General features: G+C 47.6%; 23 protein-coding genes and 2 tRNA genes. 14 read left to right on the top strand and 11 right to left on the bottom strand.

Translation table 11 applies throughout. From position 1 onward, the window contains the following. Window position 1: 1 nt before the first annotated feature. On the bottom strand, window positions 2-736 hold the full coding sequence (locus JK154_RS10550) for an ABC transporter ATP-binding protein (protein WP_211992500.1): 735 nt from the start codon (window positions 734-736) through the stop codon (window positions 2-4). Next, entirely contained in the window at window positions 733-1,431 is a 699-nt protein-coding gene (locus tag JK154_RS10545) for a GntR family transcriptional regulator (RefSeq protein WP_349291103.1), read from the bottom strand. Before JK154_RS10545 ends, JK154_RS10550 begins: the two co-directional genes overlap by 4 nt. A gap of 435 nt (window positions 1,432-1,866) precedes the next feature. Here JK154_RS10545 and mltB point away from each other — a divergent pair, with 435 nt between their 5' ends. The 13 genes from mltB to JK154_RS10480 all read left to right on the top strand — a co-directional run bounded on the left by mltB (window position 1,867) and on the right by JK154_RS10480 (window position 13,680). Continuing rightward, entirely contained in the window at window positions 1,867-2,922 is a 1,056-nt protein-coding gene (mltB, locus tag JK154_RS10540; RefSeq protein ID WP_211992498.1) for a lytic murein transglycosylase B, read from the top strand. 153 nt (window positions 2,923-3,075) lie between these two features. Next, window positions 3,076-3,570 carry a nicotinamide-nucleotide amidase gene (gene pncC, locus JK154_RS10535; protein ID WP_211992497.1) on the top strand — a complete coding sequence of 165 codons (495 nt, stop codon included), beginning with the start codon at window positions 3,076-3,078 and terminating at the stop codon, window positions 3,568-3,570. 100 nt (window positions 3,571-3,670) lie between these two features. Further along, the gene (recA, locus tag JK154_RS10530) at window positions 3,671-4,735 is read left to right on the top strand and encodes a recombinase RecA (RefSeq protein WP_211992496.1); all 1,065 of its coding nucleotides are present in this window, start codon (window positions 3,671-3,673) and stop codon (window positions 4,733-4,735) included. Window positions 4,736-4,923: 188 nt separating this feature from the next. After that, window positions 4,924-5,424, top strand: coding sequence for a regulatory protein RecX (locus tag JK154_RS10525; protein WP_211992495.1), 501 nt, complete (start codon window positions 4,924-4,926; stop codon window positions 5,422-5,424). A 154-nt stretch (window positions 5,425-5,578) separates the two neighbouring features. Beyond that, window positions 5,579-8,206, top strand: a complete 2,628-nt coding sequence (alaS, locus tag JK154_RS10520; RefSeq protein WP_211992494.1) for an alanine--tRNA ligase — start codon at window positions 5,579-5,581, stop codon at window positions 8,204-8,206. 240 nt (window positions 8,207-8,446) lie between these two features. Further along, window positions 8,447-8,632, top strand: coding sequence for a carbon storage regulator CsrA (csrA, locus tag JK154_RS10515; protein WP_008458257.1), 186 nt, complete (start codon window positions 8,447-8,449; stop codon window positions 8,630-8,632). Between the two features lie 371 nt (window positions 8,633-9,003). Further along, window positions 9,004-9,096, top strand: a tRNA-Ser gene (locus JK154_RS10510). A 4-nt stretch (window positions 9,097-9,100) separates the two neighbouring features. Then, window positions 9,101-9,177: transfer RNA gene (locus JK154_RS10505), tRNA-Arg, on the top strand. 256 nt (window positions 9,178-9,433) lie between these two features. Further along, window positions 9,434-10,000: a fructose-1-phosphate/6-phosphogluconate phosphatase gene (gene yqaB, locus JK154_RS10500; RefSeq protein WP_211992493.1), complete on the top strand. Its 567-nt coding sequence runs from the start codon at window positions 9,434-9,436 to the stop codon at window positions 9,998-10,000. Continuing rightward, complete coding sequence (locus tag JK154_RS10495) at window positions 9,997-10,425, top strand: YqaA family protein (protein ID WP_211992492.1); 429 nt, start codon at window positions 9,997-9,999, stop codon at window positions 10,423-10,425. The genes yqaB and JK154_RS10495 overlap by 4 nt, the downstream gene beginning before the upstream one ends. 73 nt (window positions 10,426-10,498) lie before the next feature. Continuing rightward, window positions 10,499-12,055 (top strand): glutamate--cysteine ligase, encoded by a 1,557-nt coding sequence (gene gshA / locus JK154_RS10490; protein ID WP_211992542.1) that lies wholly within the window; start codon window positions 10,499-10,501, stop codon window positions 12,053-12,055. Window positions 12,056-12,208: 153 nt separating this feature from the next. Continuing rightward, entirely contained in the window at window positions 12,209-12,724 is a 516-nt protein-coding gene (luxS, locus tag JK154_RS10485; protein WP_211992491.1) for an S-ribosylhomocysteine lyase, read from the top strand. A 170-nt stretch (window positions 12,725-12,894) separates the two neighbouring features. Beyond that, window positions 12,895-13,680, top strand: coding sequence for a helix-turn-helix transcriptional regulator (locus tag JK154_RS10480; protein WP_211992490.1), 786 nt, complete (start codon window positions 12,895-12,897; stop codon window positions 13,678-13,680). On the opposite strand, the gene leuA is transcribed toward JK154_RS10480, so the two are convergent. The 8 genes from leuA to proV form a co-directional block, all read right to left on the bottom strand. Beyond that, entirely contained in the window at window positions 13,630-15,315 is a 1,686-nt protein-coding gene (gene leuA / locus JK154_RS10475) for a 2-isopropylmalate synthase (RefSeq protein ID WP_211992489.1), read from the bottom strand. The two genes, JK154_RS10480 and leuA, sit on opposite strands and share 51 nt — an antisense overlap. A gap of 235 nt (window positions 15,316-15,550) precedes the next feature. Next, window positions 15,551-17,086, bottom strand: coding sequence for a multidrug efflux MFS transporter permease subunit EmrB (gene emrB / locus JK154_RS10470; protein WP_211992488.1), 1,536 nt, complete (start codon window positions 17,084-17,086; stop codon window positions 15,551-15,553). A gap of 15 nt (window positions 17,087-17,101) precedes the next feature. Continuing rightward, complete coding sequence (gene emrA, locus JK154_RS10465) at window positions 17,102-18,271, bottom strand: multidrug efflux MFS transporter periplasmic adaptor subunit EmrA (RefSeq protein ID WP_211992487.1); 1,170 nt, start codon at window positions 18,269-18,271, stop codon at window positions 17,102-17,104. Between the two features lie 137 nt (window positions 18,272-18,408). Continuing rightward, window positions 18,409-18,927, bottom strand: a complete 519-nt coding sequence (mprA, locus tag JK154_RS10460; RefSeq protein WP_211992486.1) for a transcriptional repressor MprA — start codon at window positions 18,925-18,927, stop codon at window positions 18,409-18,411. A 306-nt stretch (window positions 18,928-19,233) separates the two neighbouring features. Next, on the bottom strand, window positions 19,234-20,412 hold the full coding sequence (locus tag JK154_RS10455) for an MFS transporter (protein WP_211992485.1): 1,179 nt from the start codon (window positions 20,410-20,412) through the stop codon (window positions 19,234-19,236). A gap of 226 nt (window positions 20,413-20,638) precedes the next feature. Next, window positions 20,639-21,637: a glycine betaine/L-proline ABC transporter substrate-binding protein ProX gene (gene proX / locus JK154_RS10450; RefSeq protein WP_211992484.1), complete on the bottom strand. Its 999-nt coding sequence runs from the start codon at window positions 21,635-21,637 to the stop codon at window positions 20,639-20,641. 61 nt (window positions 21,638-21,698) lie between these two features. After that, window positions 21,699-22,787: a glycine betaine/L-proline ABC transporter permease ProW gene (gene proW / locus JK154_RS10445; RefSeq protein ID WP_211992483.1), complete on the bottom strand. Its 1,089-nt coding sequence runs from the start codon at window positions 22,785-22,787 to the stop codon at window positions 21,699-21,701. Then, entirely contained in the window at window positions 22,787-23,983 is a 1,197-nt protein-coding gene (gene proV / locus JK154_RS10440) for a glycine betaine/L-proline ABC transporter ATP-binding protein ProV (protein WP_211992482.1), read from the bottom strand. The genes proW and proV overlap by 1 nt, the downstream gene beginning before the upstream one ends. 696 nt (window positions 23,984-24,679) lie before the next feature. Here proV and JK154_RS10435 point away from each other — a divergent pair. After that, the gene (locus tag JK154_RS10435) at window positions 24,680-25,282 is read left to right on the top strand and encodes a histidine phosphatase family protein (protein WP_211992481.1); all 603 of its coding nucleotides are present in this window, start codon (window positions 24,680-24,682) and stop codon (window positions 25,280-25,282) included. Between the two features lie 285 nt (window positions 25,283-25,567). Here the strand turns inward: JK154_RS10435 and JK154_RS10430 are convergent, their stop codons facing one another. Beyond that, a complete protein-coding gene (locus JK154_RS10430) occupies window positions 25,568-26,098 on the bottom strand; it encodes a hypothetical protein (RefSeq protein WP_211992480.1) in 531 nt (176 codons plus the stop codon). Between the last annotated feature and the right edge of the window lie 167 nt (window positions 26,099-26,265).

Genomic DNA, 26,265 nt, shown 5'->3' with positions numbered 1-26,265 from the left:
CCTAAATCTCCAGACGCAACAGGCGGATATGCTCATTCACCTCAGGTATCGTAGGGATACGTGGTCGTGGCAGCATGAGTTCACTCTCGAGATGGATGCGACCAGGGTGGGGTTTTAGGATCACGACTTTATTTGCGAGGATTACGGCTTCTTCCACATCATGGGTTACCAGCACAATAGTCATATTCGTCAGTGCCTGAATGCGCAGGAGTTCATCATGCATCGTGCTGCGAGTTTGTGGATCAAGTCGTGAAAAGGGTTCATCCATCAGTAAGATTTGTGGCCGAACTACAAGACTGCGAGCCAGGGCAACACGGCTGCGCATTCCCCCTGATAACTGATGTGGCCAGTGGTGAGAAAAAGGGGATAACCCCACCAGAGCCAGCGCATCTGCAACCCTCTCATTGCGTTCCTTGCTGTTCAGCGCGAGGTTTTCAAGACCAAAATGTACATTCTGTTCCACGGTACGCCAGGGGAGCAGGCGATCCTCTTGAAACAGGTAGGCAATGCGTTGCCAGTGTTGAAACTGACTGGCGGGGATACCCTGAATTTTAATCAGGCCACTATCAACTGGCAGTAATCCTGATATCAGGTTCAATATTGTACTCTTGCCCCCACCAGAGGCCCCCAACAGGGCGACGATATCGCCATCATTAATGGTCAGTGAAATATCACGTAATACTTGTTGGTTGGCGAAAGACTTACTGACATTATCTAATGCAATAGCAATATTCATTCGAATATTCCTCCCGGCAACACTGGCAATAATGTGCCTTCACGACTTAAAGTTGCGTATATTTTTTCCAGAGTCATGGTCTGAAAAGTTTCAATATGCCGTCGGGCAATAAGTTCCACACGCTTAGTATCGCCTTCAATAAAAGCATCAATCATGGCGTTATGGTCATGTTTAATTTCAGGCTTTATTCGCTGAACATTAAAGCCCAATGCGACCAGCCGAGCCATTTCATCCATTAGTCCTGATAATGTACGAATTAAATGTTCATTACCGGTTGCCTCAGCAATTGTTAAATGGAAGCGTTTATTTGCATTCATAAAAATATCAATACGGGTAGAGAGGGGGGCGACCACTTCATCCCGGCAGCGTGCTTCGAGCTCTTTCAGGAGTTCGATATTGACCTTTCCCACCGCAAGTCTTGCGGCTAAAGGCTCGAGTGCTGCTCGTAGCGTAAAAATTTCTTCCACATCCTGAATCGTTATGGGGGAAATTCGGTAGCCCTTGCGCGGCCGGGAAATAACCAGTCTGTCATGAATCAGGCGCATTAATGCCAGACGAATAGTACTTTTCCCTGACTGATAACGAGCCATGAGTTCAGACTCGGTGACCAGTGAACCTGGCAACAGCCGGCACGTCAAAATATCACGCCGAATCGTGTGATAAGCCTGGTCATTTAATGAAGAGTAATCAGTCACGGGAGCCTCTTTAATTATGTCTGTGAGCTGCTCACAGACATTTTTTGAATATCCTAGTGGGGCCATTCTTAAACAAGAATGTGGCGTTATCTAATAATTAAATCGGCAATCTAATTCGATAATTCGCATGAACTGAGCAGCTCAGATATATATTGTGATCACTTCAGAGGTAAACGACGGACGCACAGAAATAATAAAGTGCTCTGTTTTATAAATGGTTACTGAAAGGGTTTTGAATGCCCCTTATGCCCTGGCAGGAAAAACGTTAACGGACCGTGACGTCTTGTCAGTACGTATCTCAGGGACTATTAACTGAATGATGTGCCTTCACCATGAAAAATAGCGGGGGTATCAGGGTACAAACGGAACAGGCAAACAGCTAAGATTACACTCCCATAGAGACATTTCTGAAACACGAAACGGATACCTAATCAGATGCGCTACTCATCACTGGCTTTCATTCCCCTTATCGCCATGCTATCTGCCTGCAGCAGCAAACCTGTGGCGGAAGTGACGCCACAAACTGGCGGTTTTTTGTTACAACCGGAGCATGATGTTTTTATGGCAACAGGTGATTTTGCTTATAATCCTGAGGCAGAAAAATTTATCAATAAAATGGTCAAGGAACACGGCTTCGACAGGCAACAATTGCACGAGATTCTTTCCCAGACGAAAAAGCTTGATTATGTACTGCGCCTGATGGATCAGCAGGCACCGACCACCGCGCCAGCTCCCGGGCCTAATGGGGCGTGGTTAAGGTATCGGGGCAAATTTATTACCCCGGATAATATCCAGAATGGCGTAAAATTCTGGAATCAGTACGAAGAGGCTCTCAATCGTGCCCACCGAATTTACGGTGTACCACCGGAAATCATTGTCGGTATTATTGGCGTAGAAACCCGTTGGGGGCGAGTCATGGGTAAAACCCGTATTATCGACGCGCTGGCCACACTTTCCTTTGCTTATCCCCGTCGTGCGGCGTACTTTTCCGGTGAGCTCGAAACCTTCCTGGTGATGTCGCGGAAAGAGCAAATCGACCCCTTATCACTGAAAGGTTCCTTTGCCGGGGCGATGGGATACGGCCAATTTATGCCTTCCTCTTACAAAGAGTATGCGGTTGACTTTAATAATGATGGACATGCAAATCTGTGGGATCCGGAAGATGCCATTGGTAGCGTGGCTAACTATTTTAAATCTCATGGCTGGAAGAAAGAGGAATTAGTCGCCGTCCCGGCGAATGGACAGGTGCCAGGACTGGCTAATGGTTTTAACACCAAATACAGCGTGGCGGCTTTAGCGCAGTCAGGCCTTAGCCCACAAAGTTCTTTAGGTCCTCATAAAGAAGCCAGTTTACTGCGTTTTGATATGGGGAATCGCTACCAGTACTGGTATGGTTTACCGAATTTCTACACGATTACCCGTTATAACCATAGTACCCATTATGCGATGGCTGTCTGGCAGCTGGGGCAGGCGGTTGCCCAGGCAAGATAAGTCAGAAAGGGGACAATAGAGCAGATGTTATTAAGTCGCACATTCTGTTGTTGGAGATTCTGGAATCCGTATCGAACAGCTGAATGTAATCCTGAGTGGGGTAAGTAAAATGCTATCCTGCCCGTCGCTGATGTGCCTAAAATTGGAGTCAACATGACAGATAACGAGTTGTTTGAGCTAAGTAAGCAGGTAGGGCAGGCTTTAGCAAAGCGTGGGGCAACAGTCACTACGGCGGAGTCTTGTACTGGGGGCTGGATAGCCAAAGTCATTACTGATGTTGCGGGCAGTTCTGCATGGTTTGAACGTGGTTTTGTCACCTACAGCAATCAGGCAAAACAGCAGTTGATAGGTGTGATGCCCCAGACGCTGGAAACCCATGGCGCTGTAAGCGAGCCCGTCGTACGCGAAATGTCCGCAGGTGCATTACAAGCGGCAGAAGCTGACTATGCGGTGTCTGTCAGTGGTATTGCCGGGCCTGATGGCGGGAGCCCAGAGAAACCTGTGGGTACGGTATGGTTCGGGTTTGCCAGTAATCAAGGTCAGCATAGTGCCAAAAAAGCCTTGTTTGCAGGTGACCGTAACGCGGTTCGTCGCCAGGCTACGGAATTTGCTTTGCAAACACTCTGGAATGATTTTCTAAAAAAATAAGCTTGATACTGTATGATTGTACAGTATAATTAAACCAACAATATCGTATTGAGAACGCAGAATAGCGAACCCCGCTTTATGCTGCATGACAGGAGTAGAAATGGCTATCGACGAAAACAAACAGAAGGCGTTAGCGGCAGCACTTGGCCAAATTGAAAAGCAATTTGGTAAAGGCTCCATCATGCGTCTGGGTGAAGACCGCTCTATGGACGTAGAAACTATTTCTACTGGTTCTCTTTCATTAGACATCGCCCTGGGAGCAGGTGGTTTACCAATGGGGCGTATCGTCGAGATCTACGGTCCGGAATCTTCTGGTAAAACAACGCTGACTCTGCAGGTTATTGCCGCAGCACAACGCGAAGGTAAAACCTGTGCGTTTATCGATGCAGAGCACGCGCTGGACCCTGTGTATGCCAAAAAATTGGGTGTTGATATTGATAACCTGCTTTGTTCCCAGCCTGACACCGGTGAACAAGCTTTAGAAATTTGTGATGCGCTGGCACGTTCCGGTGCTGTGGACGTTATCATCGTTGACTCCGTGGCGGCATTGACACCTAAAGCTGAAATTGAAGGGGAAATCGGCGACTCCCATATGGGGCTGGCTGCTCGTATGATGAGCCAGGCAATGCGTAAGCTGGCGGGTAACCTGAAGCAGTCCAATACTCTGCTTATTTTTATTAACCAGATTCGTATGAAAATCGGTGTCATGTTTGGTAACCCAGAAACAACCACCGGGGGGAATGCTCTGAAATTCTACGCGTCGGTACGCCTTGATATTCGCCGTATTGGTGCGGTGAAAGAGGGCGATAATGTGATTGGTAGTGAAACCCGCGTTAAAGTAGTGAAAAATAAAATTGCTGCTCCTTTCAAACAGGCTGAGTTCCAAATTCTCTACGGGGAAGGGATTAACTTCTACGGTGAGCTGGTGGATCTGGGTGTTAAGCATAAAATTATCGAAAAAGCAGGTGCATGGTATAGTTACAACGGTGAAAAAATTGGTCAGGGTAAAGCCAATGCCAGTAATTTCCTGAAAGAAAACAAGCCAATGGCTGCTGAAATCGAAAAAACACTACGTGACACACTATTGAATAACCAGGATTCGACGCCAGATTTCACCCTGGATGAAAATGACAGTAATGCGGTTGAAACATCAGAAGATTTTTAAGATCTTTTAAACATTGATGAAGGGGCATTTATGCCCCTTTGTTGTATGAGCACGACAATGAAACCCACGGTTTATCGTGCAGGCTAAATTTCAGGCAGAATTACCTCCCTGAATTATGGCAGGAATGCCGTGACTTATTTAGCCTGTGATATTATCTGCAATCATTACATATCGCGATTTATCCTATTATGCCTGAACCACTCATCTCATCTCTCCGTACTGTTTTCGCCCGTTTATGTGACCGTGCTGTGCGTATTCTTGCCATGCGTGATCACAGTGAGCAAGAGCTCAGACGTAAGCTCACGATGCCCGTGCGTTTCACCTCTTCTGGCCAGCAGCAAGAGAAAACGGAATATTCACAGGAAGAGATAGAAAAGGTTATCGACTGGTGCTATCAGCAGAACTGGCTGGATGATCGACAATTTGCTACGCGATTTATCGCCAGTAGAAGCCGCAAGGGTTATGGGCCGCAATCCATTCGTCAGGCGTTACAACAGAAAGGGATCGACAGAGAAAACCGGGAAGCCGCAATGTGTGCTTGTGAAATTGACTGGAGTAATCTGGCCCTGGAGACCGCAGAACGTAAGTTCGGGGCACCGTTGCCCCAGGAGTGGCAAAAACGGATTAAAGTACAGCGTTTTCTGCTTTATCGTGGCTTCTTTATGGAAGATATTCAGAATATCTACTGAATTTTTGTTGATTAAGCGCAGACGGTATTTTACTTCCCTCGCTAGAAAACTTATCTTATTCCCACTTTTTTCCAGGTAAACGAGTTCTGAGCCGGGTAGTTATTCCTGCCAGCGCTGGTTTATGACTCTTCTTTAGCTTGATTTCAGGATATTTATGAGCAAGAGCACCGCTGAGATCCGTCAGGCGTTTCTCGATTTTTTCCAAAGTAAAGGACATCAGGTTGTAGCGAGTAGCTCCCTGGTTCCGCACAACGATCCGACTTTGCTATTCACTAACGCCGGGATGAACCAGTTTAAAGATGTATTTCTGGGGCTGGACAAGCGTAATTATTCCCGGGCGACCACGTCACAGCGTTGCGTGCGGGCGGGTGGTAAGCATAACGATTTGGAAAATGTCGGCTACACTGCGCGTCATCATACCTTCTTTGAAATGTTGGGGAACTTCAGTTTTGGCGATTATTTTAAAAATGATGCCATTAACTTCGCATGGGAGTTACTGACAGGGGAACAATGGTTTAATCTGCCAAAAGATCGCCTGTGGGTAACCGTCTATGAAACCGATGATGAAGCCTACGATATTTGGGAAAAAGAGGTAGGTGTACCGCGTGAACGTATTATTCGTATTGGGGATAATAAAGGCGCACCTTTTGCTTCTGATAACTTCTGGCAGATGGGTGACACCGGCCCTTGTGGCCCCTGTACTGAGATCTTCTTCGATCACGGTGACCATATTTGGGGAGGCCCACCGGGCAGCCCTGAAGAAGACGGTGACCGTTATATTGAGATCTGGAATATCGTCTTTATGCAGTTCAATCGTCAGGCTGATGGTGCCATGCTGCCGTTGCCTAAACCATCGGTCGATACCGGTATGGGATTAGAGCGTATTGCTGCAGTGCTGCAACATGTGAACTCTAACTACGATATTGATCTGTTTAAGAAACTGATTCAAGCCGTTGCCGAGGTAACGGGAGCAACCGATTTATCGAATAAATCATTGCGCGTCATTGCCGACCATATTCGTTCTTGTGCTTTCCTGATTGCGGATGGAGTTACGCCATCGAATGAAAACCGTGGCTATGTGCTGCGTCGTATCATTCGCCGCGCTATTCGTCACGGTAATATGCTGGGTGCCAAAGAGACTTTCTTCTATAAACTGGTTGGCCCACTGATTAAGGTCATGGGAAATGCCGGTCTGGAGCTGGCAGAACAGCAAGCCCGTGTAGAGCAAGTACTGAAAACAGAAGAAGAGCAGTTTGCCCGAACGCTCGAGCGTGGTTTGACACTATTGGATGACGAACTGGCTAACCTGAAAGGTAATGTGCTTGATGGTGAGACAGCCTTCCGTCTCTATGACACTTATGGTTTCCCGTTAGATTTAACTGCTGACGTGTGCCGTGAGCGGAATATTACAGTGGATGAGGCTGGTTTTGAAGCGGCTATGGAAGAGCAGCGTCGTCGTGCTCGTGACGCCAGCGGTTTTGGCGCTGACTATAACGCCATGATTCGTGTGGATGGGGCTTCTGAGTTTAACGGCTATGACCACCACGCCTTTAATGCGACGGTTCGTGCTCTCTTTGTTGATGGTAAGCCCGTTGAGCAGATTCATCAGGGCGATGAAGCGGTTGTTATCCTGGATAAGACGCCGTTCTACGGTGAGTCTGGCGGGCAGGTGGGTGATACCGGTACTCTGGATGCCAACGGCACGCAATTTGTGGTCAGTGACACTCAAAAGTATGGGCAGGCGATTGGGCATCAAGGCAAATTAGTGATTGGTAGCCTGGCGGTAGGCCAAGTGTTGTTGGCTGAGGTTGATGAAGCTCGTCGTAACCGTATTCGACTGAACCACTCTGCAACTCACCTGTTGCATGCCGCGCTACGTCAGGTTCTTGGCACCCATGTTGCTCAGAAGGGCTCACTGGTAAACGATAAAGGCCTGCGTTTCGACTTCTCTCACTCTGAAGCAATGAAGCCTGCTGAAATCCGTGCGGTAGAAGATATTGTCAATGCACAGATCCGTCAGAATTTGTCGATTGAGACACAGATTATGGATCTGGATGCAGCGAAGTCAAAAGGGGCTATGGCTCTGTTTGGCGAGAAATATGAGGACCACGTGAGAGTCCTGAGCATGGGGGACTTCTCCACAGAACTGTGTGGCGGGACGCATGCTTCCCGCACCGGGGATATTGGTCTGTTCCGTATCGTTGCCGAATCAGGTACCGCGGCAGGTGTCCGCCGTATTGAAGCCGTAACCGGTGAAGGTGCGCTGGAAAGCTTGCATGAGCAGAGCGACAGACTACATGATATTGCTTTATTGCTGAAAGGCGACACCCAGAGTCTGGGTGATAAAGTCCGGGCGATGATGGAACGTAATCGTCAGCTGGAAAAAGAGTTACAGCAGCTCAAAGAGCAGCAAGCATCACAAGAGAGTGCCAGTCTTTCCAGCAAGGCCAAAGAGGTCAAAGGGGTTAAGCTGCTGGTGAGCACACTCAGTAATGTTGAACCGAAAATGCTACGTACCATGGTTGATGACCTGAAAAACCAACTGGGTACTGCGGTGATTGTGCTGGCCACCGTTGTCGATGGCAAAGTTTCTTTGATTGCTGGTGTGTCTCAAGATGTTACCAATAAAGTCAAAGCCGGTGAACTGGTGGGCATGATAGCCCAGCAGGTAGGCGGAAAAGGTGGTGGTCGTCCTGATATGGCCCAGGCCGGAGGCACTGATAGTCAGGCGCTTCCTGGTGCTTTAGCAGGGGTCGAAAGTTGGGTAGCAGCAAAACTATGATCATCATTACTGTGTAAAGATATGCCACAACTGACTCAGATTGTGGCATATTCGTAATAAATACACAGTATTAATAACAATAAAGTCAGGTTGTCATAGAATATATCGGCTAAACTACTTATAGCGGAATGTAACGCAGTGACGAGATTCCCGTCACTGCTTACTTTTTGGTGTTATATGATGGATATATGCCGGGATTTATTAAAGACCCGACTCTTTTAATCTTTCAAGGAGCAAAGAATGTTAATTCTGACTCGTCGAGTTGGTGAGACCCTTATGATTGGGGATGAGGTGACTGTGACAGTACTTGGGGTGAAGGGAAACCAAGTTCGTATCGGTGTGAATGCTCCGAAAGAAGTTTCCGTCCACCGCGAAGAAATCTACCAGCGTATCCAGGCTGAAAAGTCTCAGCAAACGAACTTCTAAACACACAGCGTCTCGCCTTATAATATTGCGAGGCGCGTCTCCTCTGCTGTGATTGCCCCCCTCGTACTAACTTTTCAGTTTTTTTCTGACTTCAGCTTTTATGCCCCCCCCTTTTTTATCGCGATCTTTGCGTATCGTTACGGTTTTTATTACCGGGGGTAATTGGGCGGATACAAACTTGTCTGTTGATAAAATACTCTTTTTGCCGTCTTAACGCGCTAATTGACTTGAAATTGTGCAATTGAACAATAGTCTGGAAAAATTGTTTGACTTATAAATCGGGGAAAGTAATATGTGCGCCACACAACGACGAAGCGCAGAAACAAGTTCTTCGAAGTACTCGTAAGAGGTGTGTCTCGCAAGAGGCGTGTGGTGAGGTGGCCGAGAGGCTGAAGGCGCTCCCCTGCTAAGGGAGTATGCGGTTAATAGCTGCATCCGGGGTTCGAATCCCCGCCTCACCGCCATTTTGCATCCGTAGCTCAGCTGGATAGAGTACTCGGCTACGAACCGAGCGGTCGGAGGTTCGAATCCTCCCGGATGCACCATTACTTTCCCTTCTAAGTTTGCTCCTTTCGCGTTATCTGTTTAATCAGTCATCTTCTTAAAAAATCTTTTTTATCAATCATTGCTCAATTTATTTTCTGCCATCAAGTTTTAGCGTTTATACCGTTTTTGGGTATTAATCACGATGAGAGCATAAATAATCCGTCAGATGATGAAGAATCATCTTGTTACAAGAAGCGACAATATTCGTCGTTTACGATAAAGTAGCATCCCTGCATTTTAAATATGAGAGCTAAGATGTACGAACGCTATGATGGGTTGATCTTCGACATGGACGGCACACTTCTTGACACGGAACCGGCACACTACAAAGCCTGGAATATCACTCTTGCTCGTTACGGTATGGAGTATGATGAAAGTGCAATGGCTGCCCTGAACGGTTCACCAGCATGGCGTATTGCTCAAGATATTATTGACCGTCACGATAGCAGGCTCGATCCTTATCACCTTGCTGACGAAAAAGATCGTGTGCTGCGAACTATTGTACTGGACTCCGTGAAGCCATTACCCCAGATTGAAGTCGTCAAAGCGTGGTATGGTCGCCGTCCGATGTCCGTTGGTACCGGCAGTAGTCGCTGTCTTGCTTTATCCTTACTCGATAGTCTTAACTTACGAAAGTATTTTGTCGCAGTGGTTACTGCTGATGATGTTGAGCATCATAAACCTGCACCGGATACTTTCTTACGTTGTGCTGCATTGATGGGTATTGCACCAGAGAAATGTCTGGTTTTTGAGGACGCCGATTTTGGTATTCAGGCAGCCCATCGAGCAGGTATGGATGCAGTGGATGTGCGTGTACTGTGAGTGACATGCTGTCATTTTCTTCACTGTTTACCAGCAGTTTTCTGAGTGCCACATTACTACCCGGTAGCTCAGAAGCAGTATTAGTAGCATTGTTGATTACAGGTTCCGGGCCTGTATGGGCTTTGATCTTAATAGCAACAATCGGTAATAGCCTTGGGGGTATAACTAACGTTATTCTGGGGCGGTTTTTCCCTGAGCGTATACAATCACGCTGGCAGGGAAAAGCGAAAGATTGGTTGACCCGCTTTGGCCCGGCAACCCTTTTGTTTAGCTGGGTGCCGCTTATTGGCGATCTACTTTGCCTTTTGGCAGGGTGGTTACGCTTGAACATTGGGTCCGTGGTTTTTTTCTTGTGTCTGGGTAAAGCACTGCGCTATATCGTAGTCGCGATGGTCACGGTCCAGGGCGCTGCCTGGTGGCACTGATGGCGTGGTATCTACATTCATAACCGGCAAAAAATATGCTTATTACAATGAATTTGACAGGCTGGAGGTCAATTTGATCCCGGATGTATCACAGGCACTGGCCTGGCTGGAAAAAAATCCTCATGCGGTAGCAGGTATTGGTCGTGGCCTGGAGCGTGAAACACTGCGCGTGACGCCCGATGGTAAACTGGCAACAACCAGACACCCAGACAGTCTGGGTTCTGCACTATCGCATAAGTGGATCACCACCGATTTTGCAGAAGCACTTCTGGAATTTATTACACCGGTCGATAACAATATTGATCATATGCTGACGTTCCTGCGTGATATCCACCGTTACACTGCCCGCGAGCTCGGGGATGAACGGATGTGGCCACTCAGCATGCCTTGCTACATTGACAACGGACAGAATATTGAACTGGCACAATATGGCCGCTCAAATATAGGACGTCTTAAAACACTTTATCGTGAAGGTTTAAAGAATCGCTATGGTGCGTTGATGCAGACCATCTCTGGTGTGCATTATAACTTTTCACTACCGCTTTCATTCTGGCAAGCCAGATGTGGTGTTAAAGATGTTCAGAGTGGTAAAGAGGCTATCTCTGATGGCTACTTCCGCTTGATCCGTAATTATTACCGCTTTGGTTGGGTCATCCCTTATCTGTTCGGTGCTTCCCCTGCAATTTGTTCTTCTTTCTTACAAGGCAAACCCAGTTCGCTGCCATTTGAAAAAAATAAGTGCGGTATGTATTACCTGCCTTATGCGACCTCTCTGCGTCTGAGTGACCTTGGTTACACCAATAAATCCCAAAGTGCACTTGGTATTACCTTCAATAATCTCGAGACCTATGTCAAAGGTTTGAAGGCTGCAATCCGAACACCATCTGAGGATTATGCCAAAATTGGCCTGACCCATGAAGGCCGGCATTTGCAGATCAATACTAATGTACTGCAGATAGAAAATGAGCTCTATGCTCCGATTCGCCCTAAACGTGTTACTCGTGATGATGAATCGCCTTCCGACGCATTGTTACGCGGTGGAATCGAATACATTGAAGTGCGATCTCTGGATATTAACCCATTCTCAGCTATAGGGGTTGATGAGCAACAGATTCGTTTTCTTGATCTGTTTATGATTTGGTGTGCCCTGGCGGATGCGCCAGAAATGAGCAGTGAAGAACTGCTTTGTACCCGGGTCAACTGGAATCGTGTGATCCTTGAAGGTCGTAAACCGGGTCTGACACTTGGTATTGGCTGTGAAACGGCCCAGCACCCTCTTTCGGAAGTCGGGCATGGATTATTTGCTGATTTAGCCCGGGTGGCGGAAGTGCTGGATGGTATTGCCGGAAATCAGGATTATCAGCAGGTTTGTAGCCAGCTGGTAAACTGTTTTGATGATCCATCACTGACCTATTCTGCACGTATACTACAATCAATGATTGAAAAAGGTATCGATGGCACAGGAAGGGAACTCTCAGCGAAATATCGACAGGAGCTGATTTCAGAGCCACTGGAGATTCTGACACCCGAAATGCTGCAGAATGAACGTGATGCCTCCTGGGAACGTCAGCAGGCGATTGAGGCCAGTGATAAAGAGCCGTTTGAAACCTGGCTTGCAAAACATGCCTGATTCAAAAAGAAAAAGGCCACATACTTGTGGCCAAAATTCATCACTGAATACAGGGATGATGATAATAAATGCGCGTCTTTCACATATTCAGACTCGCACCGGAAAGAATAGTTTCATTTATTTTTAAAAAAATCATTCATTGGAGGTCATGATATGCCATTGTTGGATAGCTTCACCGTTGATCATACTCGTATGGGGGCTCCAGCCGTTCGTGTCGCCAAAACGATGCATACGCCTCACGGCGACACCATTACTGTCTTTGACCTGCGTTTCTGTATCCCGAACAAAGAAGTGATGCCAGAAAAAGGGATCCATACACTGGAGCACCTGTTTGCAGGCTTTATGCGCAATCATCTCAATGGTAATGGCGTAGAAATTATCGATATCTCGCCAATGGGATGCCGTACGGGTTTCTATATGAGCCTGATTGGTGTGCCTGAAGAGCAACGTGTTGCTGACGCCTGGGTTGCGGCCATGCAGGATGTCCTGAAGGTGAAAGATCAGAAACAAATCCCTGAGCTGAATGTTTATCAGTGCGGAACCTGGCATATGCACTCCCTGGAAGAGGCGCAGGATATCGCTCGTCATATCATTGAGCACGGCGTGAGTATCAATAGCAACGAAGCACTGGCATTGCCAAAAGAGACACTGAAAGAGCTGCATATCTAGTCATAAATCGTCTTTCGTGCCGTAGTTTATAAGGCTCATGTTATCCACATGAGCCTTTTTTACTGTTTATGAAAGTGGATCTTCAGGATCGGCTTTTTGTTATTACTCAGGTACTTTTTAACCCTCAGCCATTGCTATACTGAAGTCCTCCACCACTCAGCCTGATAACTATGTCCACTTCGCTTCAGTTTGATTTTTCGACGCGTCCTTTAGTGCCTTTTGCCTGCGATTACCCTCATGGTGCTCAGGAGCCCTGGCATAGCCATGACTGTGCCCAGCTCCTCCATACATTAAGTGGTGTGGTGCGTGTGGAGACAGGGCATGGGCATTGGGTCGTGCCGCCGAGTCGAGGGGTTTGGTTACCCGCCGGAACGCGTCATCGTTTACAAATGACAGGAAATGTGGCGGCCAGAACGTTATTTATTGACCCCTTAGCCCGGGCTGATTTGCCTTCAGTCTGTCAGGTTGTACAGGTTTCAGCCTTGTTGCGAGAGTTGATCATCAATGCCCTGATCCTGCCAGAGCGTTATCAAGCAGGAAGCCGAGAAGAACGGATCTATGAATTAATACTTGATGAAATCCGTGTGATGGGGGTTTTGCCTTTCAATTTACCGGAACCTCAGTCAGCAGGATTACTCGCCCTGTGTCGACAGATCCAGGCCCATCCGGGGCGCATATGGACCACCGCACAAGCCGCGGAGCAAATCTGTGTGAGTGAAAGAACATTGCTACGGCATTTTCGTCAGCAGACTGGCCTGGCTTTCAGTGAATGGGTAAGGCGGGCTCGTCTGATGGAAGCCCTTAGTCTGCTTGCCCAAGGGCAGTCGGTGATCCGGGTTGCCCTTGAGTTAGGTTACGAAAATCCTGGTGCATTCAGTGCGATGTTTCGCCGTACCCTGGGGGTCTCACCCAGTGATTACTTTGCTCCCAATAATGGGGAGCAGGGTATTGAGTAAGGCTTGCAGTGATGCCCGGGAAATATCGTTGTCAACGGCGACTCCCCAGTGGCTTTCTCCATTAGCAAAGATACAGCGAATATAGGCTGCCGAACGGCTCTCACTATGGCGCCCCAGTGTATGCTCATGGTAATGATCTATCCCAACCGTAATAGCAAAGTGGCTTTTTAGCCCATCAGTCATGGCTGACAGCAACCCGTTACCTTTACCCTGCAACGTGATGATTCCCTCTGGAGTTTGCGTTTTTGCTACCAGCTGCAAAGCGCCATCAGCGTAACTTTCACTGCGATAATCCAGTAACTGATACTCAGCCAGCGGGTGAGGGCCGTATAATTCGCGGAATAGTTGCCATAAGGCGGTTAGCGTCATCTCATGCCCGTGACGATCCGTCTGGCGCTGGACATGATGGCTGAAGTCTTGCTGCAAACCCCGTGGCAATACCAGTCCATGATTCTGTTCGAGCATCCAGGCCGCGCCACTTTTACCTGACTGACTATTCACACGAATGACGGCCTCATAAGTACAGCCTATATCTTTGGGATCAACGGGCAAATAAGGCATCTCCCAGCGCGGGGAGGGGGATGACTCGCGGGCATTGAATCCTTTTTTAATCGCATCCTGATGGGAGCCAGAGAAGGCGGTAAAAGCCAGTTTACCGGCATAGGGGTGACGAGGGTGAACAGGTAACTGGTTGCACTGTTCGACACACTCCACCACGCTTTTGATATCACTAAAATCAAGCTCCGGATCAATACCCTGGCTATAGAGGTTCATTGCCAGCGTGACCAGACAGACGTTTCCGGTACGCTCACCATTGCCAAACAAGCAGCCTTCGACTCTGTCGGCCCCGGCAAGGATAGCCAGCTCTGCTGCGGCAATACCACAACCCCTGTCATTATGAGGATGCACGCTGATACAAACATCAGAACGTCGGGAGAAATGGCGGCAAAAATATTCAATCTGATCCGCGTACACATTGGGCGTGTTGACTTCAACGGTGGCAGGAAGGTTGAGGATCATCGGTCTTTCGCGCGATGGTTCCCAGACATCGGTAACAGCTTCACAAACTTGCAGCGCAAAATCGGGTTCAGTAAAACAGAATGTTTCCGGCGAGTATTCGTAGTTCCATTGTGTCCCGGGCTTCTCTTCACACAAGGTTCTTATCTGGCGTGAGGCATTGACGGCCAACTGGATTATCTCTTCTTTACTCTGGCGAAATACCAGTGTGCGAAAGAGCGGGGCTGTCGCATTATAGAGATGCACAGTGGCACGTTTGGCGCCTTCCAGTGAGGCGAATGTACGCTCAATCAAGTCACTGCGTGCCTGGGTTAACACCTGAATTGTCACATCTTCTGGAATGCGATTTTCTTCAATTAATCGCCGTACAAACTGAAAATCGGTCTCAGATGCCGCCGGGAAAGCCACCTCAATTTCCTTAAAACCACAGGCGATTAATTGCTCCCAGAAGCGTAACTTACGCGCACTATCCATAGGTTCCGCCAGCGCCTGATTACCATCACGGAGATCGGTGGAGAGCCAGCGTGGTGCCTTGGTGAGAACCCTGTCTGGCCATTGACGATCGGGCAAGGAAATGGGCGGATGTGATTGATACTTTTGTGAGGGATTTTGCAGCATACAGGCTCTCCTTGGTTGGATATATCTATCCTGGCTGAGGAAGCCTCCGGATACTCACGCAAAACTGCCAACATAGCCTGAGAAATCGCCATCCTGAGTGTCTGCGTGAACGTCATTGAGAGGGGGGGATTGGGGGGCAGATCGAAGATATGGATAAAATGAAACGGGAAAGCAAAAGCTTTCCCGTTGAAGTGATAACTAACATAATGTTATTTCTGGTAAAATAGCCTGAATGCTAGTGAGCGCCGCCACCTTTACCAGCACCAAATGGAGGTCTGGCAAACCAGACCAGGCCAATCAGTAAAATAAATATGCCACCAGAAATCCAGAAAATCTCATTGGCAGAGATAATCAACCCTTGCTCGGTTATCTGCCGCGCAATATAGACAGAAGCCTGTTGATGGCTCATGCCTAAGTTTTCCAGCTGTTGGTAGGCTTCAATCGAGTTTGGGTTATATGGTGTAATCGACTCAGTCAGGTGCGAATGGTGCAATGACTCCCGATTACTCCACATGGTTGTGGTAATTGAGGTGCCAATAGACCCTGCCAATGTACGCAGGAAGTTTGACAGGCTTGATGCTGCGGCCAGCCTTTCAGGCGGTAAGCCAGACAGAATTATTGCCGTCAGTGGCATAAAGAAACATGCCACAGCAAACCCCTGAACAAACTGCGGCCAGGCAGCGGCAGCAAAGTCCATTTCTGGTTCAAAACTGTAGGCACGCCAGTAGAAGCACAAGGCATAGACAATAAAGCTGAATGTCACCAGAAGACGCATATCAATCTTATGGGAAAAACGACCAATAATCGGCGACAGTAGCACGGGTAACAGTCCTACCGGCGCAGAGGCCAAACCTGCCCAGGTGGCGGTATAGCCATACACCTCTTGTAATAACAGGGGAAGTAAAACAATGGCACCGAAGTAAATCAGGTAGGCGAGACTGATACAAATACAACCCACAGTGAAGTTACGCGACTTAAACAGGGATAAATCGACAATCGGTTCTTTATCTGTCAGTTCCCACACCACTAAAAACGTCAACGTGACCACCGCAACAGCGGCAAGGATAACAATCTCGGAAGACTCAAACCAGCTGAGTTCCTTACCTCGATCCAGCATGACCTGAAGGCTGCCAACCCCGATCACCAATAACCCAAGGCCAATAGCATCAATACGCCGCTGCTCAGTACGTGTTTCACGATCTCGCAGTGTTTTCAGCGCCAGGGCAACCACAATGGCACCGATAGGGATGTTAATAAAGAAGATCCAACCCCAGTGATAATTATCACTAATATAGCCCCCCAGAATAGGGCCACAAATGGGGGCCACTACCACGGTCATAGACCACAATGCCAGAGCCAGGCTGCGCTTTGCCGGGGGATAGTTGTTCAGTAATAAACTTTGCGACAAGGGGATTAATGGCCCGGCAACCAGCCCCTGAATAACACGGAAGAAAATAAGCATCTCAAGGCTGCTTGACATCCCACAAGCCCATGAGGCGATAACAAACAGAGTGGTGGACCAGAGAAACAGTTTTACTTCACCAATTCTTTTTGCGAGCCAGCCTGTAATCGGGATGGAAATAGCGTTTGCGACACCAAAAGAGGTAATAACCCAAGTCCCCTGGTTCAGTGATGAACCAAGGTTACCTGCAATAGTTGGAATTGCCACGTTCGCAATCGTGGAGTCCAGCACCTGCATAAAGGTCGCCAATGAGAGTGCGATGGTCATAATGACCAGGGATGCACCCTCTAGCGGCTTTTGTTGTGCCATACAGCCTCCGATTGATTAACCCGCATTGGCCTGAATAATCTGGTCGATGAGCGTATTGACCGGGGTCATATCAAGCACGCGAGCATTACTTTCGTATACCGGAGTCGTGCGGATTTGTGATGACAATACCGCCCCATTTCTGTCAGAAGTATTGACACTCACTAAGGCTGACAGACCGATGCGCAGTGGATGCTCAGTGATCTGTTTTTCATCTAACGCTATACGTACCGGAAGTCGCTGAACAACCTTAATCCAGTTACCGGTGGCATTTTGTGCTGGGAGTAAAGAGAATGCGCTCCCGGTTCCCATATCCAGACCCACAACTGTACCGGTGAATACGACATCATCACCGTACATGTCAGTCACTACGGTTGCTGGCTGACCAATACGGATATTCGCCAGCTGAGTCTCTTTAAAGTTTGCATCAACCCACATGCCTTGAGCAGGAACAACGGCCATTAACGGCGTGGCAGGGGTAATTTGTGAACCTACCTGCACCGCACGCTGAGAGACATAGCCTGTCATTGGACTAATGATGGTTGTCCGTTGTAGCGCCATCCAGGCATCTCGGACTTGGGCTGCCGCCTGCTTAATCACCGGTTGATCTTCAAGGCGTGAGCCTAAGATCATCGCTTGATTCGCATTGTATTGCTGAACGGCGACATCCAGCTCTGCCTGGGCACTGGCCACCGCATCACGGGCGTGTTGAAGCTCCTCACGGCCAATCAGATTGGCATCCCCCAGTGGAATACGACGGTTTAAATCATGCTGGGCTTTGGCGAGTGCTGTTTTTTGTAGCTCAATATTCGCCTGGTACTGTTTGCTGTTGATCATCAACTGGTGTGTCTGGCGTACACTGGACGCCAGCTGAGTTTGTGCTTTTTCAAAGGCTTGTTCAGCATCAGCAGGATCAAGACTGACCAGGGTATCGCCCTGTTTAACGAAATCCGTATCTTCCGCCCAGACTTTCGTTACGCTACCGGATACCTGTGCCATGATCTGCACCTGATTTCCCGATACATACGAGTCATCAGTCTCCTGGTAGTGTCTTAATACTAAAAACCAATAGACGCCATATGCCACGGCAATAGCAACAAACATGAAGGTTAAAACGAGAAGAATACTCTTACGTTTTTTTTTCCTGCTCGGTTGCTGCGGGGTCGTCGTCTCCGCATTTGCACTCATGTTTATCTCCACTTATTGATGATTTTTCATTGAACTATCTGGCAAGACAGTTCAATCGGTCTTATCAGACCTGTCAGTTTCAGAGAAATTAAGGATAGGTGTACTTTAAGGTAATAAATACCATTCAACAGGCTTCATTAACCTGGCTGTGACTCTTTATCCATTTGGTCAAGGCGAGTAAGTAGCTTGCGAGTAATGGTTTCGAGCTGATTTTTTTCATCTTCATTAAGCGATGACCAAATTTGGTGCAGGCAACGATGTTGGGGGGGCAGTAACTGATTTAAGAATGCGTATCCCTCCTCCGTCAGCTGTAAATGTAAACAGCGGCGGTCGTTATCACTTTCCCGGCGCTCAATCCAGCCCCGCTTTTCCAGCTCATCAGCAACGCGAGTGGCATTAGTACGTGATGAACCTAAAGCGCTGCTTAACTCTGAAGGTTGAATACTCTGGTTTTCCTGAGCTTCTAAAGTGATTAACGCCATGAAGAGTGTTTCGTTTATCCCCTGTGCCTTCAACATCTTATTACGATTTTCCAGCAACTTACTTTGCATATGCATACACAAACGTGTCAGGAGAATTTCCTGGTAAGGAAAATCTTTGCAACGTTCAGCACGGTTGGCAAGCATCTGTTCAATAGGAGAAAACGAACTATCCATTAGGGTATTACCTCATTAGTTTCGTTCGGTATAGTAACGATAGTTACAAATAAAGTAAATGTCTGGGTTATACAAAAACATACGTTTATATACGTTTGAATACGGTTTTTCTGGGCTTTATTCTGGATGAAACAACCATTGCACTTTCAACGGTAGATAAATCATTGTGGCTTGATTTTCCCCATTATTATGCATTGTACTGTAAGTACGTGTTATTCAGCGCCATCGCAGAATGATGGGGGGCAGAATAGCCATCCGGCAACCTTAACTGAGGGTGCAATCGGGTATTCTGACCCGTGCCCCTACTTATATCGGTTGTTTATGGTATCCCTGCCACCAGACCAGCAGACTGAGTAAAGAGAGGGTCCCCCCAGCAATACAGACTCCTGTCCAGCCCGCATGCTGATAAGCCGCTGCAGAAATCAGCGACCCTGCCGCACCACCAATAAAGTAGCTGGTCATATAACCTGCCGTCAGGCGACTACGGGCTTCTGGCATCACATGGTAAATCACACTTTGGTTAGTGATATGCACTCCCTGTACCGTAAGGTCAAGGATCAGGATACCGATAATCAGAGCGATCACGGAGAACTGGCCTGAGGCTGTAATACCCCATGAAAGAAAGAGTAGCAGCAAACCAAAGCTCGTTGTGAGGTGTGACTTGCCTTTATCTGACAAACTGCCAGCCGGGCGAGCACCCAGAGCGCCTGCCGCACCGACCAGGCCAAACAACCCAATAGTTGCATCAGAATAATTAAAGGGAGGCGCTGAGAGCAGGAAAGCCATTGATGTCCAGAGAACACTGAAATTAGCGAAGGTCAGGCAACCCAATAACGCCCGGGTTCTTAACAGCGAATTCTGTGTGAAAAGAGTGAAAACAGATAACAGAAGTTGTTGGTAGCTTAAATGATTTTCGTGTTTAACCCGAGGTAAACCGCGCCATAAGGCCACTGCCATCAGAATCATTAAGACACTGGCAACCCAGTATACGGTACGCCAGCCCCCGATACTGGCGAGTACCCCAGCCACAGTACGGGCCAGTAAAATACCCAGCAGTAACCCACTCATGATGGTGCCGACCACTTTTCCTCGTTTTGCTGGTTCAGACAGGGTTGCAGCCAGAGGAACAAGGATCTGGGCAACGACGGAGAAAAGCCCCGTCAGAGCCGTGCCGAGGATCATCACCCACAATGACTGACTACTGGCAGTAATCAACATTCCTCCAGCAGCCAGCAGGGTCATGGTGACAATCAAACCACGGCGTTCAAACATATCCCCGAGTGGCACCAGGAAGAGTAACCCGGCGGCATAGCCCAGTTGTGCCGCCGTTACAATAAACCCCGCCTGATTGATTGAAAGCGAGAAAGCATTGGCAATGGTATCAAGCAGAGGTTGTGCATAATAATTGCTGGCTACAGCCAGCCCGGTAGCCACAGACATCAGGACGATAAGTGTGCTGCTGAGTTCCGGTTGAGGTGTTTTCATTGTTGTTTTCATTGATTTTCGCTTGCCATAAAGGAGACGAATAATAACCAATAAATCGGTCAGGCAAAGATAATATGGGTGTTAGTTTGTGCGGTTATGATGACAATTTTTGCATCGCACTTAACTAACTAATTGTTATTGTGGTTATCTAAAAATTAAAGACAGACAGAGCATGCTTGCCCTGTCTGTCCGATTTCAGCGTATCGTTCAGTGCTTACTGTGCTGATTATTTAGCAGCTAATGCTTCTTTAATCCAACCATCGAACTGAGCCTGGTGCGCCTTAATCCAGCCATTAACGTGATTATTGATATCTGCTTCTGAAGATTTCCCTTCATGCATCATGGCATTCTGTGCATTGATATCAGCCAGTGGCAGTTTCATCACAGAGAACAGTTTTGCCGCTTGTGGATTCTTTTCAGCCCACTGTTTGTTGGCCACGATATGCATCGTGTTCACTGGGAAGCCGTAATTGGCACCGTTCGGTAGTTTGGTATCAATGTCTTTTTGTTCCCCTGGCAGGGAGGAGAATGGAACTTGTAACCAAACCACTTCTTTACCCGGTTTCAGGACATCACTGATCCAGTAAGGTGTCCAAGTATAGTACAGGATGGACTTGCCTTCTTTGAACCGAGAAATGGTATCCGCCATCATGGCAGAATAGTTACCGTGGTTTACATTCACCGTTTTTTCCAGACCATAAGCGGTGTTCTGGTGATTGATGACTGCCTCACAACCCCAGCCAGGTGAACAACCTGTAAGTTCTGCTTTACCTTCACCATTTCGGGAAAACAGCTTGGCAATATTCGGATCCTTCAGTTGTTCAATATTGGTAATTTTATATTGATCAGCGGTCTTTTTATCAATCAGATAGCCTTGTGCTGCACCTGTGACGTAGGTACCTTCACGATAAAACTTTTTGTCGCCACCAGCGGCTGCGTACATGTCATCATGCAGCGGCTGCCAGTTAACGGCGGTGAACGTTGCATCGCCGGAGGCAATAGAAGTATAGCCGACGTTATAGTCCACTTCGCTAGGTTTGCTGACAGTATAACCCAGTTTCTCCAGGGCTCTGCTCACGAGAAGGGTCTGGAAGGTTTCTTCAGCAATGGTACTTTGTACTGGCTGTACGGTGATACCTTTGCCCGGCAAGTCGGCTGCAAAGGTCAGGGGGCTAGTGGTAACGAGTGTCGCAAAAGCCGTGGCTAGAATCGCGGTATGTCGCATCGTTATTCCTTTTTATGTTGTGATATGGGCGGGAATGGCGGTTTATCACCGCCACTCAGGCTTATTTAATGAAGGGACGGGTAACTAAACCCAGTGGGCCGGTGGTATACCAGCGACGGTTGCCTTTGGCGCGTGCATCACGACCAATAGACTGGGTTAAACGGTCAAGGATGATGGCAAGGATAACAATCCCGACACCGCCAACGGTAGCCAGCCCCATATCCAGGCGGCCGATACCGCGCAGTACCATCTGACCTAAACCACCAACCGCAATCATTGATGCGATGACGACCATGGACAGGGCAAGCATGAGTGTCTGGTTAACGCCAGCCATAATCGTTGGCATCGCCAGTGGTAGCTGAACCTTAAATAACATTTGGCGTGGACTGGCACCAAATGAGCGTGCTGCCTCGATTAAATCTTCAGGGACTTGTTTTATCCCCAGGATGGTTAAACGCACAATAGGGGGTAGGGCAAAGATAATGGTAACCACCACCCCCGGGACATTACCGATACCAAACAGCATAACGATAGGTACCAAGTAAACGAAGGCCGGTGTGGTCTGCATAGCATCCAGCAACGGTCGGATTATTTTTGCGGCTCTGTCACTGCGTGCCAGCCAGATCCCCATCGGCAAACCTATTATTGCGCAGAAGAAGAGCGCTGTAAGCACCAGTGCCAGCGTGACCATTGCTTGTGACCAGGCCCCGATTGCACCAATGGCTATCAGTGATATGAGTGTTGCCACCCCCATACCAAGGCTTGACATCTGCCAGGCGATAAGCGCAAACAGAATAATGGCGACAGCGGAAGGCATCCCCAGCAAGGCTTGTTGAAAGCCACTCAGAATATAATCAACCGGGACACGTATTCCCTGAAACAACGGACGAAAATGTGTTACAACCCAGTCGATTCCTTGAGTGACCCATGAATCAAGCGGGATCAGTGTCTTATGAAAAGGATCAAGGATATTAAAATGTTCTACGGGTGTATCAGCGGTTGACGTCAGCCAGTCATTTGCACTGCTGGCGGCATTTGTTGCTGTCGTATGGGCGGCATCAGCACCTGCGCTGCCCCATGCATCTTCTGAAGCGGCAGTGTTCTGTACTGCTTCACTACCGGTATCCCACGGATTCGCTGCATCACTCATTATTGGCTCCCCTCACGGTCTAATGCTTGCAATAACACCCCTTTCGAGATGACACCGATATACTGTTGATTCTCTCCGATAACTGGAACTGAGCAGGCTGACTGGCCTACATGAGAGAGCAACTCACTGAGGGGCGTTTCTGCTGAGACCGGTGCGGGATCTTCCAGAAAAGCGGCATCAAGTCCCTGGCCTGCGGCAAGAGCAGCTTTTATTGAATCAGTGGAAACAATGCCAAGGAACTTTTGGTCGCGCTCAATAACATAGCCATACTCGCGATCTTCATCTTGCAATAATTTCAGTGCAGAACGGGGACCAAAACCGGCGGTTTTACGTAACAATCCTGCTGGGTTACGACGGGCAATATCTTTGGCGCTAAAGACCTGACTAATATCCACGCCCCTGAAAAAGGTGCGTACGTAATCATTAGCAGGATTATTCAGAATTTCATCAGGTGTGCCCACCTGTATCACTTCACCACCTTGCATGATGGCAATTCTGTCACCAATGCGCATTGCTTCATCGAGATCATGAGAGATAAAAACAATGGTACGTTGATGTCTGGATTGTAGGTTAATTAGCTCATCTTGCATTTCAGTACGAATTAATGGATCGAGTGCTGAGAATGCTTCATCCATTAATAATATGTCTGGATTAATAGCCAGAGCCCGAGCCAGACCAACACGTTGTCGCATACCGCCGGAAAGTTCATCGGGATAAGCATGAGCATAATTATCGAGTCCTACCTGGCGCAGTGCATCTAATGCTTTTTCCTGACGTTCAGCAACAGGAATACCAGCCAGCTCCATACCGAAAGCGGCATTATTCAGGACTGTCATATGAGGCATAAGAGCAAATGACTGGAAGACCATTGCTATCTTATTTTTACGGACCTCACGAAGTTCCGCATCCGATATTTTTGCAATATCAACACCATCAATCATTACCTGGCCACGGGTCGGTTCAATCAGGCGATTGAGAAGGCGAACCATGGTGGATTTTCCTGAACCGGATAGCCCCATGATGACGAATATCTCGCCTTCTTCAATGGTCAGACTGGCGTCTTTAACGCCAAGCGACAGCCCTGTTTTTTCCAGTAATTCGCTTTTTGATATGCCTTTTTCAATATACTTAAACGCACGCTGTGGGTGCTCGCCAAATATTTTATATAAATTTTTTACTTCTAATTTAATTGCCATGCAATAAACAGCTTCCTGTATTTTGATTTATATATGGATATTCCTGATGAGAAATAGTGGTCGCTATATACCCTAACATATCGAAAATCTGAGGCAACCCTCAATTTGCCGATAAACAAATATCCTTGTCTTCCGTATGGGAAGGCATTTCCCAGTATCAAAGGGCTGAGGTGGTATAACAGCAAGCGAATATTTTTTTCATATCAATGAATATCCGTTGTGATATTTGCTAATACATAAGGGGGGTGAGGTCACATTTTCCACAATAATTAAGCCATATCGATGGGGGGAGTTCACAATAATAAGGAGGTATTTTTTGACGGATATTTCATAAGGTATGGCATGGTATCACCATAATAACCGTAATCATTGATGACAAATATTATATAAATATTACAACGAAAAAAATGCCGTATTATCAGTATGATTTCCCTGTTGAGTGAACCCATTCAGGTGCCGGAAAGAGGGGGATTAATCATGACGGTCAGGTGATGGCCGCAGCATTTCCAGTGTTCTGGCAACATTTGTTTTCGCGGTGATGATTCAGTGGTAACGCCAGGTTTTATGCTCCTGGGCTCCAGACGGCCATCTGAATCTCCGGATAAACCTGTTAACTGATGACTAAATTTGCTGAAGGTTCCAGGCTATTCTGGCGTTATATTTGCGCTCAGTTCACCATTGAATAACAGGAGCAGTATGAAACTTATCCTGGCTCGACACGGGGAAAGCGCCTGGAACCGCCAGGGGATTATTCAGGGGCAATTAGACAGCCCGTTAACGTCATTAGGAGTACGGCAAGTGGTTGCCCTTCGTCAGGCACTAGCACACAGGGATATTGTACATATTTATAGTTCTCCTGCTATTCGTGCAACAGCCAGTGCCGAACTGTTGATGCAGCAGTTTGAGTGCGAGATCACTCTTGATATTCGTTTGCATGAGCGACATTACGGTACCTTTCAGGGGAAAGAGTACACCGTGTTAAAAGAGAAAGAGCAGGAATGGGGGGAATACCTATGGTTCATTCCGCCAGGGGGGGAAAGTATTGAGGATGTTTGTGAGCGCTTACTTGAATTTATTCATGATCTTGATGCCAGGTATTCACAAGAGACAGTGCTCGTTGTGACTCATGGAGATGTCCTAACCGCGCTGATCTGGCACCTTAAAGGATGCCTGAAAGGTGAAGACTTGCGGCGCTATACCCATCACAATGCCAGCTTCGCCATACTGGAGTTAACCAAAAATGGAATCCAGCTGGAAAACTGGGGGGTAGGTACACACTTACTTAATCTGAAAGAGTAGATTGTTCTCTGGGTTCTTTGCAGGAACAACCGTAATATTTCAGCGTTGAATAGTACGTTTTGATGCCGGGTTGTATTTCAGTCAGCAACCGGGACAGGTGTCAGATAAAGCGTCAATGTCAGACTTAGTTTTATGCACACTGCCCATTCACGTGATGCACGCAATCAAGGCAAACCTGGCGGGCCTGGTTTTTGGTTTTTTCGTCACCGAAATCGGGCAGGCTCAAATCCTGGTATATGCGGGTAAGTCGGACTCTCTGAATGAGCCCGACGAAGCGGGTGTTAATTATTCTGAAATTCTTTTTTGTAGTTTTTCTGCGCTTTCTTTAGTTTTATCCCAACCCTTTTCTGCGCCTTCTTTGGTTTTGTCCCAACCCTTTTCTGCGCCTTCTTTAGTTTTATCCCAACCTTTTTCGGTACCTTCTTTGGTTTTATCCCAACCTTTTTCGGTGCCTTCTTTGGTTTTATCCCAACCCTTTTTGGTGCCTTCTTTGGTTTTATCCCAGCCTTTTTCGGTGCTTTCTTTGGTTTTATCCCAGCCTTTTGCCGCATCGTCTTTAGTCGTGCTGGCATCTCTTCTGGTTGCTTTTTTCGTTTTATCCCAGCCTTTTTCAGTGGCTTCTTTGGTTTTGCTCCAGTCTTTCTCCGCGCCTGCTTTGGCTTTGTCCCAATCGCTTTTCGCACCTTGCTCGACTTTATTTAATGTGGATTGAGAACTTTCAGCTCCCTGGCTGGCTGATGATGTCGTGGTGCTTTCGGCCGCGAAAGCGGGAACCGTCATCAGCAATGCGGATAGAGCGATCAGTGCTTTTTTCATAAAACCCTCTTTAAATATCAGTTTACTGAACAGTATTTCTTTGTTTTAAAACATGTTTCTACTCCTGTTTAAAGGGTAGACCATAAATGAAATTTAGGTAGTGAGTAGCCCATCAGAATTGTTATATTTGTTTTCTACAGGATAAAAATAGGGGGAGCATGGCCTGG

Source organism: Citrobacter sp. JGM124 (assembly GCF_018257795.1).
In the GTDB taxonomy this organism is placed as follows: Bacteria; Pseudomonadota; Gammaproteobacteria; order Enterobacterales; family Enterobacteriaceae; genus JGM124.
The sequence above is the reverse complement of the archived record's forward strand: the minus strand, read 5'-3'. Positions and strand labels throughout refer to the sequence as shown.